Source organism: Maribacter litoralis (genome assembly GCF_902506355.1).
Lineage (GTDB): Bacteria > Bacteroidota > Bacteroidia > Flavobacteriales > Flavobacteriaceae > Maribacter > Maribacter litoralis.
Genome location: NZ_LR733271.1, coordinates 432,121 through 450,378, shown reverse-complemented (window position 1 = coordinate 450,378; position 18,258 = coordinate 432,121). Strand labels below are relative to the sequence as shown.

The following is an 18,258-nucleotide window of genomic DNA, read 5'->3' as shown; positions in this document are numbered from 1 at the left end:
CTCAATAAAATTTTTAACATCTAGTTTTTACCCATTTTCGTAAATAACAACAAAACACGTTGTTATGAAAAGAATTGCATTTTTAGTATTGGGTATTGCTTCGTTACTATATATTTCTTGTAGCGATGAAGATGATTTAGCACTGACTCCAAACCCAAATGCACCTATCGATTCTGTGGGTGTAGTGACGGTTACCAATGCTTTTCCGAATTTAGGTTTTTCCAACCCTTTAGATCTACAGTCTCCAAGTGATACTAGCAACAGACTTTTTGTAGTTGAAAAAGATGGTGTTATTAAAGTATTCAATAATGATGCTGATGTCGAAGAGGTAACAATTTTTTTGGATATTTCAAATAAAACTGCAACAGCAAGTGAATTAGGGTTGTTGGGTTTGGCCTTTCATCCTGATTATAACACCAACGGTTTTTTATATGTCACCTATACGCCAAGTGAACAATTGGCAGTGGTGTCTCGCTTTAAAGTTTCTGAAACCGATGTTAATATGGTCGATACATCTAGTGAAACTGTTTTATTGGAAATTCCGCAGCCTGCAACCAATCATAATGGTGGACAGTTGGCTTTTGGTCCGGATGGTTATTTATACATAGCATCTGGTGATGGAGGTGGCTCTGGTGACCCCGACGGTAATGCACAGAATTTAGAAAATCTTTTGGGTAAAATACTACGAATAGATGTAAATACGACCGATGCCGGATTGAACTATGCTATTCCTACAGATAATCCGTTTGTAGACGTTGATAATGCCAGAGGAGAAATTTATGCCTACGGATTAAGAAACCCATGGAGATTTAGTTTTGATACATCTACCAATACTATTTGGGCTGGAGACGTAGGTCAAGGAGAGAAAGAAGAAATTAATCTTATCGAAAAAGGAGGGAACTACGGTTGGAATATTCTTGAAGGTACATCATGCTACCTTGAAGAAGATTGTGATATCACGAATACAATTGCACCACTTTATGAATATGGGCATGAAGAAAATGATAGGTCTGTTACCGGCGGTTATGTGTATAGGGGAAACAACTTACCGTCGTTACAAGGCTTGTATGTGTATGGAGATTTTGTTTCAGGCAGAATCTGGGCTTTAGATGAAAGCGGAAACAATACATTGATTATAGATACCGATTTAGCCATTTCATCATTTGGTATCGATGCTGATAATGAGTTGTATATATGTTCTTTTGATGGTAATATTTATCAGCTAACAACTGAAATAGAAGAATAAACTTAAGCGTTATCTTCGGATCTTAAATATTTTTCTTCAACGTAGAATGTTGCAAAGGGTAGAAGTGAGGCTATACCGAAAATAAAAACTTTTTTAAACGACCATTTGTGGGTAAAGCCAACTATAAGCGTAAGTGCTATAAATGCGATAAAAAGTACTCCGTGTGCGTAGCCAACGTATTTATTGGGTTCCGGTATTTCTGCCCAATATTTTAATGGCATGGTTACCCCGAACAACGCCAAATAGGAGATTCCTTCTAAAATTGCCGTTGCTCGAAATAATTTTAACATGCTATATATTATTTAGTCTAAATTATAAATGAATAACCTCATCATAAGCTGCTGCTACTGCTTCCATAACAGCTTCACTCATGGTTGGGTGTGGGTGTATTGCTTTTAATACTTCATGACCTGTAGTTTCCAATTTACGACCAAGAACGGCTTCAGCGATCATATCTGTTACACCTGCACCGATCATATGGCAACCTAACCACTCACCGTACTTGGCATCAAATATTACCTTTACGAATCCGTCAGATGCACCCGATGCTTTTGCCTTACCACTTGCTGAGAAAGGAAATTTACCGACTTTAATGTCAAAACCTTGTTCTTTCGCTTGCTTTTCGGTCAAACCAACAGAGGCAACCTCAGGAGAGCAATATGTACAACCAGGTATATTTCCATAATCCAATGGCTCAACATGCATATCCGCTAATTTTTCAACACACAAAATACCTTCTGCAGATGCAACGTGTGCAAGTGCAGGTCCTGGTGTAACATCACCAATGGCATAGTATCCAGGTATATTGGTTTGGTAATAATCATTTACCAAAATTTTATCACGGTCAGTTGCGATACCAACATCTTCCAATCCTATATTTTCTATATTAGTTTTAATACCTACGGCAGAAAGAACGATATCGGCTTCAAGAACTTTTTCTCCTTTAGCCGTTTTAACGGTAGCCTTAACGCCATCTCCAGAAGTATCAACCGAAGTAACCTCTGCAGAGGTCATTACTTTAACACCTGCTTTTTTGAAACTTCTCTCCAATTGTTTAGAAACGTCTTCATCTTCAACAGGTACAATATTTGGTAGGTATTCAACAACGGTAACCTCGGTTCCCATTGAGTTGTAGAAATAAGCAAACTCAATACCGATAGCACCACTACCAACCACAATCATTTTCTTTGGTTGTTTGTCCAAGGTCATGGCCTCTCTATACCCGATAATTTTCTTGCCATCTTGTGGTAAACTAGGTAACTCACGACTTCTAGCACCTGTTGCAATGATAATATTGCTGGCGCTGTATTCAGTTGTAGAGCCATCTTCAGCTTTTACGGAAACTTTCTTTCCGGCCTTTAGAGTACCGTAACCTTTTATAACTTCAATTTTGTTCTTCTTCATTAAGAATTGAACACCTTTGCTCATTCCGTCGGCAACACCACGGCTTCTTTTTACCACAGCATCAAAATCCTTATCAGCACCTTTCACTTTTAAACCGTAATCTTCTGCATGTTGCAAGTATTGGAATACCTGTGCAGATTTCAATAAGGCTTTAGTAGGTATACAACCCCAATTTAAGCAAACGCCCCCTAGACTTTCTTTTTCTATAATGGCAGTCTTAAAACCTAATTGTGCAGCCCTAATAGCGGTAACATATCCACCAGGACCACTACCTAAAACGATAATATCGAAAGTGCTCATATTTTGATTTTTTGTAGTTTTAATTGAGGTGCAAAAATACAAAACCTTTATCAAATTATTTGTAGGTTTTTAAAATATGACCTTTAATCCGAAATTGTGATATTTTACTAAAGTTGCTTTAGTATTTAGTATAAGGGTTTTAGAAACAAAAAAGAGGTCTAAAAGACCTCTTGTATTTGTGAAACGTTACTTGGTAATAGTTATCCGGCAGGTACAAAATCTAAAGCAACACCATTTATACAATGACGTAAACCTGTAGGATCTGGTCCGTCCTCAAAAACATGACCTAAATGGCCGCCACAAGTAGCACAATGTTCTTCTGTTCTTTTGTATCCAATTTTGTAATCTACATCATAAGCAACATTGCCTTTGATCTCTTCGTAAAAACTTGGCCATCCCGTACCTGAATCAAACTTTGTATAACTTTTAAATAACGGGGTTGCGCAAGCGGCACAAACATACGTTCCTTCTTCTTTATTCTTTAAAAGGTCGCTGGTAAAAGGGTTTTCTGTGGCCGCTTCACGAAGCACGTAATATTCGGCATCGGTCAATTCTTTTTTCCATTCGCTGTTACTTTTTTGAACGGGAAATTCTTTTTTTTCTTTACTTATCTCGGTAGTGCTCATCTCTTTCTTTTGAGAATTACCCTTGCAGCTTACAAATAGTATAAAAAGTGCTAATGCAAAATTTAGTTTCATATTATTTTTTTTAGTTCTGTCGATGATTTTAAGTATTCCTTTCAAAGTATGCTATTTACGAGACTTTTTGGGTTAAGGTTTTAATAAAGTACAAAAAAAGCCTCTGATTTTAAAATCAAAGGCTTTTGCTTAAATAGGTCAATTCTTAAGGGTGTTATTCTATTGTGACTTTCTCAATATTTTCTTCGCTTACGCCTAAATGTGCCATTACGGAATTAATGTTAGAAGTATCTAATTTGCCAGTGGTAGATTCAGCTGGTAATACGGCAATTCTAAATACTTGGTCATCTGTATCTCCAGGCTGTAAGGTAGATAGGTCAAAATCTGACTCTAAAAATATACTTACGTCAAAAAATGTATAATCATAATTATATTGAAGTAGCCCTTGGTCTAAAATTCTGGTTTGAGGCATCAATCTCCAAATATCCACAGGTTCACCATTGCTATCTTCGGTTTCTTCCCAGAGCATATATACTAGTACCACATCGGTCTCAAAAACTTCTATAGTCTGAGGAAATTCATAAAAGATAGAGTAATCGTTATCTAAGTTGAAAGTTCCTTGTATATCAACTACTTGTCCTAATATATTAATTCCATCTTCTCCGTCTGCACCATCCGCCCCATCGAAACCGTCAAATCCTTGAGGTCCTTGTGGTCCTTCACAAGAGATAAAAAAAAGAGTTGCAAGTGCTCCTAGAAATAAATTTAATTTTTTCATAATGTTATAATTTTTGGTGTGAGTTTTTATTTTGAATTGTTATTTCAAAAAGCGTTCCATTTTTGGTATTTAAATATTTAAATCGGATATTAACTGCTATATTTTCAACAAAAAAGAAATGAAGTCGACCGTCTTTAAAAGATGATTAGCTTTACCCAAATAAACACGCTATATGCCAAACGTACAAGTTCACTCATTATTTACAGATTTTGATATCAATCTTTTTAAGGGAGGGAAGCATTATCGATTGTATGATAAGCTTGGTTCACATATTGTAGAAGTTGACGGTGTAAAAGGAACTTATTTTGCTGTTTGGGCACCTTCGGCAAAAGCAGTGTCGGTCGTTGGTAATTTTAATATGTGGAATGCAGAAGAGCATCGATTAAACGTGCGTTGGGATTCTAGCGGAATTTGGGAAGGTTTTATTCCCAATATTGGAAAAGGCGAAATTTACAAATACAAAATACAGTCTAGCAACAATGATATTTGGACAGAAAAAGCAGACCCTTTTGCTAGATTTTGTGAGCACCCACCAAATACGGCTTCTATTATTTGGACAGCTGAACATGTTTGGAAAGATGATGCTTGGATGGGCTACAGAAAGGATAAAAACGGTTTGGATAAACCCTATTCCGTATATGAAGTTCATTTAGGATCTTGGAAAAAAAGTGCCGATAATAAATTTTTGACCTATAAGGAATTTGCAAAAGACCTGGTGGAATATGTAAAGGAAATGGGGTTTACCCATGTGGAGTTCATGCCGGTTATGGAATACCCTTATGACCCATCTTGGGGCTATCAGCTAACAGGTTATTTTGCGCCAACATCTAGATTTGGCTCACCAGAAGAATTTAAAATGTTGATAGATACCTTTCATCAAAATGATATTGGTGTAATTTTAGATTGGGTGCCATCACATTTTCCCGAAGATGCACATGGTCTAGGTTTTTTTGATGGTTCTCACTTATATGAACATCCAGACAGAAGAAAAGGATATCATACCGATTGGAAAAGCTTGATCTTTAACTATGGTAGAAATGAGGTTAGGGCTTTTTTGATAAGTAATGCCTTGTTTTGGTTGGATCAATTTCATGTGGATGGTCTACGCGTAGATGCTGTTGCTTCTATGTTATATTTAGATTATTCGAGAGAAGAAGGCGAATGGGAGCCAAACATTTATGGCAACAACGAGAATTTAGAGGCGATGTCTTTTATTCGTGAGTTAAATGAAGCTGTTTATAACACTTTTGAAGGTGTGCAGACTATAGCTGAAGAATCTACGGCATTTACGGGAGTGTCAAAACCCGTTGCACATGGTGGTTTAGGTTTTGGTATGAAATGGATGATGGGCTGGATGCATGATACCTTGCAGTTTTTTAAAAAGGAGCCTATTTATAGAAAGCACCATCAAAATGATCTTACTTTTAGTATGACCTATGCTTTTACCGAAAATTTTATGCTTCCTTTTTCTCATGATGAGGTAGTTTATGGTAAGCAGTCTTTGGTCTATAGAATGCCGGGAGATGAGTGGCAGAAATTCGCTAATTTAAGATTGTTATTTGGTTATATGTTTACCCACCCAGGTACAAACTTAATGTTTATGGGAGGTGAATTTGGCCAGACCTCAGAATGGAATTTTCAGCAAAGTTTAGATTGGCATTTATTGCAGTACGATGTTCATAAAGGTGTACAAGATTTTGTGAAGGATTTAAATCATTTATATAAGAACTCACCAGGGTTGTACGAAAAGCAATTTAGTCCAGAAGGTTTTCAATGGATAGATTACGGTGATCATGAAAACTCTGTGTTAACCTATGTGCGTAAGGGGCATGATGAAGAGAACGATTTGGTAATTGCATGTAATTTTACCCCTGTGCCACGTGAAAATTATAGAATAGGAAATCCTAAAAAGGGGAAATTAAAAGAAATTTTAAACAGTGATCATACCAAGTATGGTGGCGGTGGTAATTTAAATGAGAAGATAGCTTCTTCTACCAAACCAGCGCACGGTCATAAAAAGTCTATCGTAATAACGATACCACCTTTAGGAATCGTCATTTTGAAATAAACATAGTAAGTTGTCGTTTATTTAAATCCAATTGTAAGAATTTCTGATTTACCGACTGTTTAGCTAATAATTTAGAATTCATGATAACAAATACAGAGCTTGAATATAAAGGCAATTTATATCCAAACCACATCGTTGAATTTGCACAGGATACTGATAAGTTCTACTTCACAACAGATAACGGCGTAGTATTACAAATAACAATTCTAAGAGGTAGTATCATACGTTTTAGGTATGCTACCAATTATAATTTTGAACCAGACTTTTCTTATGCCATAGACCCAGAAGCAACTATGGGCTACAGTAAATTAGAAGTTGTAGAGAATGATACGGAATATATTATTTCAACGGCACGGTTAAATGTATTGGTCGATAAGAAAACGCTTCGTACCCAAATTTCAGATTTAGACGGTACTATTATCAATGAAGATGAATTAGGGTTTCACTGGGAGGAAAACTATGAGTATGGTGGTAATACGGTAAAGATGAGTAAGATCACTCAATCCGGCGAAAGTTTTTACGGTATGGGCGATAAGGCCATGCATAGCAATTTAAAAGGCAAGAGAGTAGAAAATTGGGTAACAGATCAATTTGCCTATGCAAAAGAGCAGGATCCCTTGTATAAGGCCATTCCCTTTTATGTTGGGTTAAATAAAGGTATAGCCTACGGTATATATTTTGACAATAGTTTTAAAACAGGTTTCGATTTCTCTCAAGAACGTAGAAATATTACCAGTTTTTGGGCAGAGGGCGGCGAAATGAATTATTATTTCATTTTTGGTCCAGATATGCCCAAGGTTGTAAGTTCATATTCTAGCCTTACCGGTACGCCAGAATTGCCACCTATGTGGGCATTAGGCTTTCATCAATCTAAATGGAGTTATTATCCAGAAAGTAACGTAAAGGAAATTGCCAGCGAATTTAGAAAATTGCAAATTCCTTGTGATGCTATTTATTTGGATATAGATTACATGGATGGGTTTAGATGTTTTACCTGGGATAAAAATCATTTTCCCGATCCAAAACGAATGATTCAAGAGCTTGAGGAAGACGGTTTCAAGACCGTGGTAATGATCGATCCGGGTATTAAGGTTGATCGAGACTATTGGATATACAATGAAGCGCTTGAGAACGGTTATTTCTGTAAAAGAGGAGATGGTCCATTAATGCACGGTAAGGTATGGCCGGGAGAATGTAATTTTCCGGATTTTACAAATCCCAAAGTACGCGAATGGTGGGCGGAATTATATAAAGAATTCATGTCAGACTTAGGAGTGCACGCAGTTTGGAACGATATGAACGAACCTGCCGTTATGGAGGTACCATCAAAAACAGCTCCTTTAGATACTAGACATAATTATGATGGTCACCCATGTACCCACAGAAAGGCCCACAATGTGTATGGAATGCAAATGGTAAGGGCAACTTATGAAGGAGTTAAAAAGTATGTTTACCCCAAAAGACCATTTGTAATTACAAGAGCTGCGTTTTCAGGTACGCAGAGATATTCTTCAACATGGACGGGAGATAACGTTGCCACATGGGAGCATTTATGGATCGCCAATGTACAAGTGCAGCGTATGTGCTTAAGCGGTTATTCTTTTGTAGGCTCAGATATAGGTGGATTTGCCGAACAGCCCGATGGCGAATTATTTGCGAGATGGGTACAGTTGGGTATTTTTCATCCCTTTTGTAGAGTACATTCTAGTGGTGATCATGGAGATCAAGAACCTTGGTCGTTCGGTTCTGAAATTACGGATATCGTTCGAAAATTTGTAGAACTGCGTTATCAATTATTACCTTATCTATATACAATGTTCTACAAGTATACCAAAGAGAACATACCAATGGTACAGTCTTTGGTCTTTTTTGATCAAGAGGATAATCAAACCCATTTTAGAACCGACGAGTTTATTTTTGGCGATAAAATATTAGTCTGCCCAATACAAGAGCCTAATGCACAAGGACGTAGAATGTATGTGCCTAGAGGTGAATGGTACGATTTTTGGACTAATGAGTATGTGGAGGGTGGTAAAGAAAAATGGGTTGCGGCAGCATTGGATATGATTCCAATTTTTGTAAAGGCAGGCTCCATTATACCAAAATATCCTGTACAGCAATATGTAGGCGAGAAGAAAATTGAAGAACTTGTGTTAGAGGTTTATTATAAGGAAGGAACTGAAACTTCAGAGGTTTATGAAGATGCCAATAATGGTTATGATTATAAAAAGGGAAGATATTCGTTAAGTAATTATAAGCTGATCGGTAAAGATAATTCCTTGGTCATTCAGTTGTTCAAAGACGGTACTTTTAATACTGAGTATGAAAAAATGAGGCTAAATTTTCACGGTCTTCCGTTTGAGATTGATAGTGTTAAGATAGATAATGAAGAAATACCGCTACACACTGTTAGCAGTAATGAAAGTAATGATTTGCTAATAGACAAAAACTTTACCTTATTGCATTTATCAGGAAAAGAATAACTTTGTAATATTCAACCATTAACTAAAATGAATAAAAATGAAAAAACTAGTATTAATAATATTCGTCTTTTTAGGCGTATCTGCATGCAAGGTTAACCCCTTTACGGGGCAAAAAACTTTGAACTTTTATCCTAATAGTCAGGTGTTTCCATCTGCCTTTGCCCAGTACGATCAATTTTTAACGGAGAATAACGTAGTTACCGGTACGGAAGATGCCCAAATGATAACAAGGGTAGGACAAAGAATATCTTCTGCAGCTGAGCGTTGGTTGACCGCAAATGGTCACCCTGGGTACTTGCAAGATTATGCTTGGGAGTATAATTTGGTAAAAGATGAAACTGTAAATGCTTGGTGTATGCCAGGTGGTAAAATTGTTTTTTATACCGGTATATTGCCAATTACCCAAACAGAAACGGGTGTTGCCGTAGTAATGGGTCATGAGGTGGCACACGCTTTAGCTGATCACGGAGCTCAGCGTATGAGTGCTGGTACACTACAACAATTGGGTGCTGTAGCCGGTAATGTTGCTATTAAAAACGAACAGACTTTAGGTATTTTCAACCAAGCTTACGGTGTTGGTACGCAATATTTGGGTATGCTTCCATTTAGTAGAAGTCATGAGACAGAAGCAGATAGAATAGGTTTGCAGATTATGGCTATAGCGGGTTATGATCCTTATGAAGCTGCAGAATTATGGAAAAGAATGAAGGCAAATAGTGGTGGTGAGTCGCCACCGGAGTTTATGAGTACGCACCCATCTAATGACACGAGAATTAATAATCTTACGGCATGGGCGCCAGATGCAGCAGCCGAAGCCGCAAAATTTGGGGTAACCAGTTTTAAATAAAGATTTAAGAATATTGTATATTGAAGCCGTTCAGAAATGAACGGCTTTTATTTTTATATATGGGAAAGACACTAGTTTTAAAAGGGAGTAGAAAATTGTTGAATGCTTGGGCCTTTTACGACTGGGCAAATTCCGTTTATAGCTTGGTTATCTCATCTGCCATTTTTCCTATATTTTACGGAGCCCTCTTTAGAATTGCAGGTATTGAAAAAGTGACCATCTTTGGAGGGGAAATTGCAAGGGCTCCATTAATTAGTTACACTACTTCATTGGCTTTTGTATTTATCGCCATAATAACACCTTTAATTTCAGGAGTTGCAGATTACCTAGGTAATAAAAAGGTGTTCATGAAATTCTTCTGCTATTTAGGTGGTTTTTCTTGTATAGGGCTGTACTGGTTTTCTCTAGAGAATATATACATAGGCTTGGTGTGTTACTTTTTTGGCCTCGTGGGTTTTTGGGTAAGTTTTGCCATTAATAACTCATACTTGCCAGATGTTGCATTTCCAAAACAGCAAGATGCTATTAGCGCAAAAGGATTTACTCTTGGGTATATAGGTAGTGTTGTTCTTTTGGTGTTTAATTTGGCGATGGTAATGAAGCCCGATTTTTTTGGGATAACCACAGATGAAGCTGGTGCGGCAGAAATAAAAGCGATGAAATATTCATTTGTAACCGTAGGTATTTGGTGGATCGTTTTTGCACAATACAGTTTCTATTATTTGCCTCAGGGTTATAAAAAAGAAGGGGAGCGTACCAATATTGTTTTAAATGGTTTTAGGGAATTAAAACTGGTATGGCATCAGTTGGGCGAGCAAGTAAAACTGAAAAGATATTTAGGTGCATTTTTTGTATATAGCATGGCGGTACAGACCGTAATGTTGATAGCCACATATTTTGGAGAGGAAGAAATAGCTTGGGGTACCGATTCAGAAAGAACAACAGGGTTGATCATTAGTATTTTGGTTATTCAATTGGTAGCAATATTAGGTGCTACGGTTACGGCGAGTGCATCAGAAAAATTTGGGAACATTAAAACTTTGATCGTTGTAAACGCTCTTTGGGTAGCAATCTGTATTTATGCATATTTTGTAATTACACCAATCGATTTTTATATTGCGGCAGGCTGTGTAGGCTTGGTTATGGGCGGTATACAAGCATTGTCTAGGTCTACGTATTCTAAGTTTTTGCCGAATACTACAGATACCACATCGTTCTTTAGTTTTTATGATGTAGCTGAAAAAATAGGAATTATTATCGGAACCTTTTTATACGGGGCAATTGCTCAAAAAACAGGAAGTATGAGGAGTTCGATAATCTTTTTGGGTGTTTTTTTTCTAATAGGGATGATTTTACTTGTGCGCGTACGAGAATCAAAAAAGCCCCTTTAAAAGAGGCTTGTTTGAATTGATTGTTCGCTATTTTGATCTTATGTTTTTATCCTTTTGAAATGTCGCCGGAACCAGAGGTTTTTGTATTTACTTTTTCAGGATTACCTCTATAGGAAATATCGCCGGAACCAGAAACCCTTGCCTTTAAAGATTTATTGGCAGTAACCTGTATATCTGCAGATCCAGAAATAGTAGCATTTACATTATCTGCTTCTAGATCATAGGCTTCAATATCTCCACTGCCCGAAATGGTGGCTTCAAAATCTGTAGTGCTTCCGCTTAGTGAAATATCACCAGAACCGGACATTGTTGCTGAAATGGATCTGGTATCAATATCTAAAGTAATATCTCCTGATCCAGACATGGCAGTGCTGAATTTATCTGATTTAATTTTTGTTTTGCCTACGATATCTCCTGATCCGGACATTGCAACAGAACTAATAGATTCTACTGGTACGGTAATATGAATTCCAGATTTCCAGTTGCTTGATTTTAGGTTTACGCCTTTTTCTGTCTTAATTACTAGTTTTCCATCTTTTACCTCGGTGATGATATATTCTAGAAGATTTTCTTCGCCTTTTAAGGTGATCTCTCCTTCGCTGCCAGCAACCAGGTCAACATCAAACCAGCCCGAAACAGCTACTCCGTCATAATCACCTGTATTTCTTTCAATAGTAACATTGTTACCATTTCCTTTAATGGTCTTTCCCCACTGCGCTGAACAAGATAGGGAGATGAACCCTGCGAATAATAGTACACTTAATTTTTTCATGATTTTCATTTTTAATTGATTGATTATTTTTTACTAAAGCTTATGCCGCCATAGTCACTTGACAGCGTTATTTTATTGCCACTTCCTTTAGAGCCATAAAACCCTTCATAGTGCTTGTCGGAAGATTTTTCTGTGCTGATGTTAATGGTAAAATCGTCTTTTCCGCTTACGCCAGCGTAACTCGTAGAGATATCGAAATCGAAGTGATAGGCGCTATTGTATCCAATTTTAACTCCTGTATAGTCGGTTCTAATATCAACGTCTCCCGCATCTTCGGCAAGTTCGTCAATTCTAATGGATCCATAATCTGCAGTAATGGAAACGTCACCATGCACTTCACCTAGCTTAACCGTTATGTAATCGCCGGTGCCATCTATGCTCTGTAGTTCTTCAACATCCATATTACCATAATCACTCGTGTAATTCAAGTTGCCCATTTTATGAATACTGGCATTGGTATAATCTGCATTGATGTGGAGGTCGCCTGCTTTTTCAATGGTAAAGCCAGAGTAATCTGCTCTAATTTCTCCACTATTGATAAAACCAATGGTAGATTTTGAGGTATAATCAAAGTTTAAGCGGTTATTGCGCCCCCTAAGTTCTCCAAGTTCTAACCTACCATAATCGCAATTTATTTTTGCATGCCCATCTATTCTGTCCAATATAATATTTCCGTAATCATTACTTAGGTCCACATTATTCTTAACAGGAACTTTAATGGTATAATTGATCTGCATGTTCACATTATTGTTGTTTCCCCAGCTCCATCCCCAGCCATTATTGCTTTTGTTGAAAATAGTTTTTGCATAGACTTTTTCGTTGTTAGCTTCAAAATCAACAGAAATTTCATCTAATTTTTTTTGAACCTTGTCCTCGTTGTTGCCGTTGGTCTTTATGTGTACCTCAATGACCACTCTATTTTCGTTCCAAGAAGTAATATTCAGATTGCCGTAAGAGTTGTCTATTTTTAGTAGAGCGTTGGCACTTACGTTAAATTCTTTTTTAATGGTCTTTTCTCGGGTATGCTTGCCGTCAAAAGAGGTTTCGTTCGCGCTTGCTACAGTTGTAAAAGCTAAAAGTAGCAACCAAGTATATTTATATAGTAAAGTTTTCATCATTTGATTTTTTTATTGATTTAATATTCTCAATCTGTATCATTACCTCGTTTAAAAGGTCAATTCTTGTTTGGAAATTTGTGATCATAGCACTTAATATTAATTTGCTATTGCCACCATTTAATAGGTCTTGTTCCATTTTGGTATAGTTCAATTGAAGCTTTTTCAATTGCGCCATGGTATCGTTGATAATTTTTTCTGTTTCCGGTGATTTTTCTGAATTTAGTTCCTTTACCTGCTCTTCGATTAAGTTTGCGAAATAGAACTGTGTTTTAGAAGCTTCGGGAGAAATCTCGGCAACCTTTTCTTCAATACTTGTTGCTGTATTAAATTGCGATAGCCCTACCGATAATAAAATGGCAATCGATGCTGCGACCGAAAGAAAAAGCAACCAATTATTCTTTTTCTTCGGTGCAAGTGTTGCCACACCTTTAGACGCGTTCAATTTATCTAAAAACCGTTGTTCGTGCCCGCTAGTGGGTTCAGCATAATCCATTTTGTCCTGTAGCTTATTAAAAAGCTCGTCAATAGTATCTTTCTTCATTAGACTGCGAGTGTTAATTTCTTTCTTAAACTTTCTTTTGCTCGTGAAACGGTAGTTCTGCAATTGGCATAACTAATGTTCATTATTTCACTAATTTCATCATAATCGAACCCTTCAATTAGATGTAAGGTCAAAGAAATTCTGTAGTTGTCTTTTAAATCTTTCATGGTTTCCATCACTTTTTGAGCCTTTAGTTCTGTAAACACATGGTCAGATGCAATTCCGTCATTATCTTCGACCTTGTACAATACTTCATCTAAAGCAACTTCGTTTTTTTTCTGTTGCTTTCTATATTGATGTATACTGTTATTGATAACAATACGCTTTAACCAGGATCCAAAAGTTACTTCCCCTTTAAAAGTATGCAGTTTCGTAAATGCGCTTAGAAACGATTCTTGCATAATGTCTTCTGCTTGGGCAGTGTCTTTTACAATTCTGAGAGATGTATTGTACATGGCCTTGTAATACCTGTTGTACACTTCTAGCTGTGCACTCTGTACACCGGCTAAGCACAATTGCACTAGCTCATCAATATGTTCTCTTTGTTGGCTCAAAAAGTGATTGGTTTATTGAAAGATGAACCAAATTACAGTTTGTTACAGTTTGATGGAAATAATTTTTAATGAATCAATATGTTATAAAGGGAGTATTATTTAAAATGATTTTTTTCAGTTGGCACAAGAATTGAATTAGATAATAGCAAATGAAAGTGCAAAAAGCTGTATTTAACTGATTTTCATGGTTTTTATGGCAATTATGTATAATTTATAAAAACAAAATTCTGTTGTTTTAATGACAGAATGACCGATATATGAGTATGGGAGATTCTAAATTTTCAAATTTTGACAATATGTCCTTACAAGGAATAGACCAAGATTCTGAGCTAATACCATTGTTGACTCCTGAAGACGAGGAGCAAATGAACAGTGAGACCTTACCGGAAACCTTGCCGATATTGCCTTTAAGGAATACAGTACTTTTTCCTGGTGTAGTAATTCCTATTACAGCGGGTAGAGATAAAAGTATCCATTTAATTAAAGATGCGAACAATGGTTCTAAGGTCATAGGTGTTGTTTCCCAAAAAGATGAGGAAACGGAAAACCCCGATGTAAAGGATATCAATACCTTGGGTACCGTAGCCAAAATTTTACGAGTGCTTCAAATGCCAGATGGTAATACTACGGTAATCATACAGGGTAAAAAGCGTTTTGAAATTGCTGAGGTCTTAACTAAGAAACCTTACATAACGGCAACGGTAAGAGAAACGGAAGAGGTAAGACCAGAAAAGAACGATAAAGAGTTTTTGGCAATTATTGAGTCTATTAAAGAACTGGCCTTAAAAATAATTAGGGATAACCCTAATATACCAAGCGAAGCATCTTTTGCTATTAAGAATATTCAAAGCAATTCTTTTTTAATCAATTTTGTTTCATCTAATTTGAATCTAGATGTAAAGGCGAAGCAAGATTTATTAGAAATAGGAAGTCTTCAAGAAAGGGCATTGGCAACATTGAAATATATGAATGTTGAAATGCAAAAACTTGAGCTAAAGAACGATATACAATCTAAGGTTAGAAATGATCTTGATCAGCAACAGAGAGAGTATTTCTTGCATCAGCAGATGAAAACCATTCAAGAAGAATTGGGCGGGGTTTCTTATGATGAGGAACTTGAGGAGATGAAGGAAAAGTCCAAGAAAAAGAAATGGGGCAAGAAGGAAAAAGAGCACTTTGAAAAAGAGCTTTCCAAAATGAAAAGAATGAACCCGCAAGTAGCGGAATATTCCATTCAAAGGAATTACTTGGATTTATTGTTGGATTTACCTTGGAAAGAATATTCCAAAGATAAATTCGATTTAAAAAGGGCTGAAAGAATTTTAGACCGTGACCATTATGGTTTAGAAGATGTTAAAAAAAGGATCATAGAGTATTTGGCGGTGTTGAAACTTCGTAATGATATGAAGTCTCCAATACTTTGTCTGTACGGACCGCCAGGGGTAGGTAAAACTTCATTAGGTAAATCTATTGCTGAGGCTTTAGGTAGAGAGTACGTTAGAATGTCTTTAGGTGGTCTTAGGGATGAAGCAGAAATAAGAGGTCACCGTAAGACATATATTGGTGCCATGCCAGGTAGAATTATTCAAAGTCTTAAAAAAGCTGGTAAATCAAATCCTGTTTTTATTTTAGATGAGATAGATAAGTTATCTAACAGTAATCAAGGAGATCCTTCTTCTGCAATGCTTGAGGTGTTAGATCCAGAGCAGAATAGTGACTTCCATGATAACTTTTTGGAATTAGGATATGATTTATCTAAGGTTATGTTCGTGGCTACCGCGAACAACTTGGGTAGCATTCAGCCGGCACTTAGAGACCGTATGGAAATTATCCATGTAAGCGGTTACACTATTGAGGAAAAGGTAGAAATCGCTAAAAAGCACCTATTGCCAAAACAATTGACCGAACATGGTTTGGATGCTAGTCATCTAAAAATTGGCAAGCCACAATTAGAAAAGATTGTGGAAGGTTATACGAGGGAATCTGGAGTACGTTCCTTGGAAAAACAAATAGCCAAAATGGTACGTTATGCAGCTAAATCTATAGCTACTGAAGAAGAGTATGATGTTAAAGTAAGTAATGAAGATATCATAGAGGTATTGGGCTCGCCGAAACTACAGCGAGACAAATATGAAAATAATGAAGTAGCGGGTGTGGTTACAGGGTTGGCCTGGACGAGTGTTGGTGGAGATATATTATTTATTGAATCTATCCTGTCCAAAGGTAAAGGTACAATGAGCATTACCGGTAACCTTGGTAAGGTGATGAAAGAGTCTGCGACCATTGCAATGGAGTATATAAAATCTAATGCCGATCGTTTTGGAATAGATGCCTCTGTTTTTGAAAAATACAATGTGCATATTCACGTACCGGAAGGAGCTACACCTAAAGATGGTCCAAGTGCGGGTATTACCATGTTGACCTCTTTAGTGTCTTTGTTTACGCAAAAACGTATTAAAAAGAGCTTGGCAATGACCGGTGAGATTACATTGCGAGGTAAGGTGTTGCCAGTGGGTGGAATTAAAGAGAAAATTCTTGCTGCTAAAAGAGCGAAAATTAAAGAGATCATTCTTTGTGCCGATAATGAGCGTGATATTAAGGAGATTAAAGAGTCTTACTTAAAAGGATTGACTTTCCATTACGTAAAAGAAATGTCTGAGGTAATTGATATTGCCATAACTGATGTTAAAGTAAAGAACGCTAAGGAGCTATAACTTAGCTTTTCTTTATATTTTTGGGAAGATGAAAAAAATCACCATTGCAATCGACGGGTTTTCCTCAACAGGAAAGAGCACATTGGCAAAGCAATTAGCCAAAAAATTACATTATATATATGTAGATACAGGGGCAATGTATCGTGCGGTAACGTTGTTTGCCATGAGGTCTGGTTTTGTGGAGTCCGGTAAGGTAGATGAAGAGGCACTAGAGCAAAAACTAGATGCCATTGAATTGAAATTTGAGTTTAATTCAAGTCTTGGCTATGCCGAAATGTTTTTAAACGGTGAAAATGTTGAGAAGGAAATACGCACCATGCCAGTTTCAAAGAATGTAAGTCAAGTTGCGGTCTTGGAAGCTGTACGTAAAAAATTAGTGGCCATGCAGCAAGCTATGGGTATTGATAAAGGTATAGTTATGGACGGTAGGGATATTGGCACTGTAGTATTTCCAGATGCAGAACTTAAAATCTTTATGACCGCATCACCAGAGAAAAGAGCTGTTAGAAGATATAAGGAATTGTTAGATAGGGGAGAGAACGTTGTTTATGAAGATATCTTAGAAAATGTTCAGAAGCGAGATTATATAGATAGCAATCGTGCAATTTCGCCTTTGAAGAAAGCAGAAGATGCCATTGAATTTGACAATAGCGATTTAGGGTTAGAGGATCAGTTTCAAAGAATCTATGAACATTCGCTTCGGGTTATAGAAAAGCAAGGATAAAAGTAAAAGAGGTTAGCAATGCTAACCTCTTTTACTTTTATAGTATTTGGACTATTTGTTAGGAATAACCAATACTTGATCAGGATGAATGACATCAGGATTTTTTAAGATATTAGTGTTCGCCTCAAAAATAGCATTGTATTTCATTGGGTCACCGTAGTAGTGCTTAGCAATTTTACTTAAAGATTCACCACTTTTTACCACGTGTCTGTGATAAACAGAATCATCTCCTACAGTAATGTTCGCTTTTATATCAGAAGGGCTTTCACCGCCAATTGCCTTAATTTTGTCCCAAATTAGGTCTTTTTCATAAGGAGTCGCAGCTTGTCCTTTTACTTTAAGAACATCGCCTTCAACAGTAACGTTACCGTCTTTTATCCCTAATTGCTCACCAAGATCTAAAACGCCTTGGTATTTTGCTTTAACACTCATAATTATACTTTTTTAATGGTTATTATAATGCTTCTAAGATAAGCATATTTAAGGTATTCCATTCTAAAATCGTGCCATATTCTTTAGTTGGATGATATATAATTAGTTGTGTTGTCTAATTTAAATAAAATGCTTATTTTTGCACACCTTTTTGGCAAGGCAATCAAGAGAAAAAGGGATTAGATAAACAAAACGATATAACTACTTTCATAGTCGTTGCTTAAATCTTGATAAGATTATGGAATACA

At 36.7% G+C, this 18,258-nt stretch carries 16 protein-coding genes; 7 read left to right on the top strand and 9 right to left on the bottom strand.

The window, feature by feature from the left end; all coding sequences use genetic code 11:
- The first annotated feature begins 64 nt into the window (after positions 1–64).
- The gene (locus tag EXIGUO8A_RS01775; RefSeq protein WP_159301716.1) at positions 65–1,246 is read left to right on the top strand and encodes a PQQ-dependent sugar dehydrogenase; all 1,182 of its coding nucleotides are present in this window, start codon (positions 65–67) and stop codon (positions 1,244–1,246) included.
- A 2-nt stretch (positions 1,247–1,248) separates the two neighbouring features.
- Here the strand turns inward: EXIGUO8A_RS01775 and EXIGUO8A_RS01770 are convergent, their stop codons facing one another.
- From EXIGUO8A_RS01770 to EXIGUO8A_RS01755, 4 genes are all read right to left on the bottom strand, one after another.
- Positions 1,249–1,536 (bottom strand): DUF3817 domain-containing protein, encoded by a 288-nt coding sequence (locus EXIGUO8A_RS01770; RefSeq protein ID WP_159301715.1) that lies wholly within the window; start codon positions 1,534–1,536, stop codon positions 1,249–1,251.
- 22 nt (positions 1,537–1,558) lie between these two features.
- Positions 1,559–2,950, bottom strand: a complete 1,392-nt coding sequence (lpdA, locus tag EXIGUO8A_RS01765; RefSeq protein WP_116769830.1) for a dihydrolipoyl dehydrogenase — start codon at positions 2,948–2,950, stop codon at positions 1,559–1,561.
- Between the two features lie 200 nt (positions 2,951–3,150).
- A complete protein-coding gene (gene msrB / locus EXIGUO8A_RS01760; RefSeq protein ID WP_159301714.1) occupies positions 3,151–3,648 on the bottom strand; it encodes a peptide-methionine (R)-S-oxide reductase MsrB in 498 nt (165 codons plus the stop codon).
- Between the two features lie 154 nt (positions 3,649–3,802).
- Entirely contained in the window at positions 3,803–4,366 is a 564-nt protein-coding gene (locus tag EXIGUO8A_RS01755) for a collagen-like triple helix repeat-containing protein (protein WP_116769828.1), read from the bottom strand.
- Between the two features lie 172 nt (positions 4,367–4,538).
- On the opposite strand from EXIGUO8A_RS01755, the gene glgB reads away from it, so the two are divergent.
- The 4 genes from glgB (at position 4,539) to EXIGUO8A_RS01735 (ending at position 11,155) form a co-directional block, all read left to right on the top strand.
- Positions 4,539–6,434: a 1,4-alpha-glucan branching protein GlgB gene (glgB, locus tag EXIGUO8A_RS01750; protein WP_159301713.1), complete on the top strand. Its 1,896-nt coding sequence runs from the start codon at positions 4,539–4,541 to the stop codon at positions 6,432–6,434.
- 80 nt (positions 6,435–6,514) lie between these two features.
- A complete protein-coding gene (locus tag EXIGUO8A_RS01745) occupies positions 6,515–8,917 on the top strand; it encodes a glycoside hydrolase family 31 protein (RefSeq protein ID WP_159301712.1) in 2,403 nt (800 codons plus the stop codon).
- Positions 8,918–8,954: 37 nt separating this feature from the next.
- Positions 8,955–9,764, top strand: a complete 810-nt coding sequence (locus tag EXIGUO8A_RS01740) for a M48 family metallopeptidase (RefSeq protein WP_116769825.1) — start codon at positions 8,955–8,957, stop codon at positions 9,762–9,764.
- A gap of 59 nt (positions 9,765–9,823) precedes the next feature.
- The gene (locus tag EXIGUO8A_RS01735) at positions 9,824–11,155 is read left to right on the top strand and encodes an MFS transporter (protein ID WP_159301711.1); all 1,332 of its coding nucleotides are present in this window, start codon (positions 9,824–9,826) and stop codon (positions 11,153–11,155) included.
- A 46-nt stretch (positions 11,156–11,201) separates the two neighbouring features.
- Here EXIGUO8A_RS01735 and EXIGUO8A_RS01730 read toward each other — a convergent pair whose 3' ends face one another.
- The 4 genes from EXIGUO8A_RS01730 to EXIGUO8A_RS01715 are packed head-to-tail and all read right to left on the bottom strand — an operon-like array spanning position 11,202 to position 14,140.
- On the bottom strand, positions 11,202–11,927 hold the full coding sequence (locus EXIGUO8A_RS01730; protein ID WP_159301710.1) for a head GIN domain-containing protein: 726 nt from the start codon (positions 11,925–11,927) through the stop codon (positions 11,202–11,204).
- Between the two features lie 23 nt (positions 11,928–11,950).
- Complete coding sequence (locus tag EXIGUO8A_RS01725) at positions 11,951–13,042, bottom strand: DUF4097 family beta strand repeat-containing protein (RefSeq protein WP_159301709.1); 1,092 nt, start codon at positions 13,040–13,042, stop codon at positions 11,951–11,953.
- Complete coding sequence (locus EXIGUO8A_RS01720) at positions 13,023–13,586, bottom strand: hypothetical protein (protein WP_116769822.1); 564 nt, start codon at positions 13,584–13,586, stop codon at positions 13,023–13,025. The genes EXIGUO8A_RS01725 and EXIGUO8A_RS01720 overlap by 20 nt, the downstream gene beginning before the upstream one ends.
- Positions 13,586–14,140, bottom strand: a complete 555-nt coding sequence (locus EXIGUO8A_RS01715; protein ID WP_159301708.1) for an RNA polymerase sigma factor — start codon at positions 14,138–14,140, stop codon at positions 13,586–13,588. The genes EXIGUO8A_RS01720 and EXIGUO8A_RS01715 overlap by 1 nt, the downstream gene beginning before the upstream one ends.
- 263 nt (positions 14,141–14,403) lie before the next feature.
- On the opposite strand from EXIGUO8A_RS01715, the gene lon reads away from it, so the two are divergent.
- Both lon and cmk read left to right on the top strand, forming a co-directional pair.
- A complete protein-coding gene (lon, locus tag EXIGUO8A_RS01710; protein WP_159301707.1) occupies positions 14,404–16,854 on the top strand; it encodes an endopeptidase La in 2,451 nt (816 codons plus the stop codon).
- A gap of 28 nt (positions 16,855–16,882) precedes the next feature.
- Positions 16,883–17,578: a (d)CMP kinase gene (gene cmk, locus EXIGUO8A_RS01705; protein WP_159301706.1), complete on the top strand. Its 696-nt coding sequence runs from the start codon at positions 16,883–16,885 to the stop codon at positions 17,576–17,578.
- A gap of 51 nt (positions 17,579–17,629) precedes the next feature.
- Here the strand turns inward: cmk and EXIGUO8A_RS01700 are convergent, their stop codons facing one another.
- Positions 17,630–18,010, bottom strand: coding sequence for a LysM peptidoglycan-binding domain-containing protein (locus tag EXIGUO8A_RS01700; protein ID WP_116769819.1), 381 nt, complete (start codon positions 18,008–18,010; stop codon positions 17,630–17,632).
- Positions 18,011–18,258 lie beyond the last annotated feature (248 nt).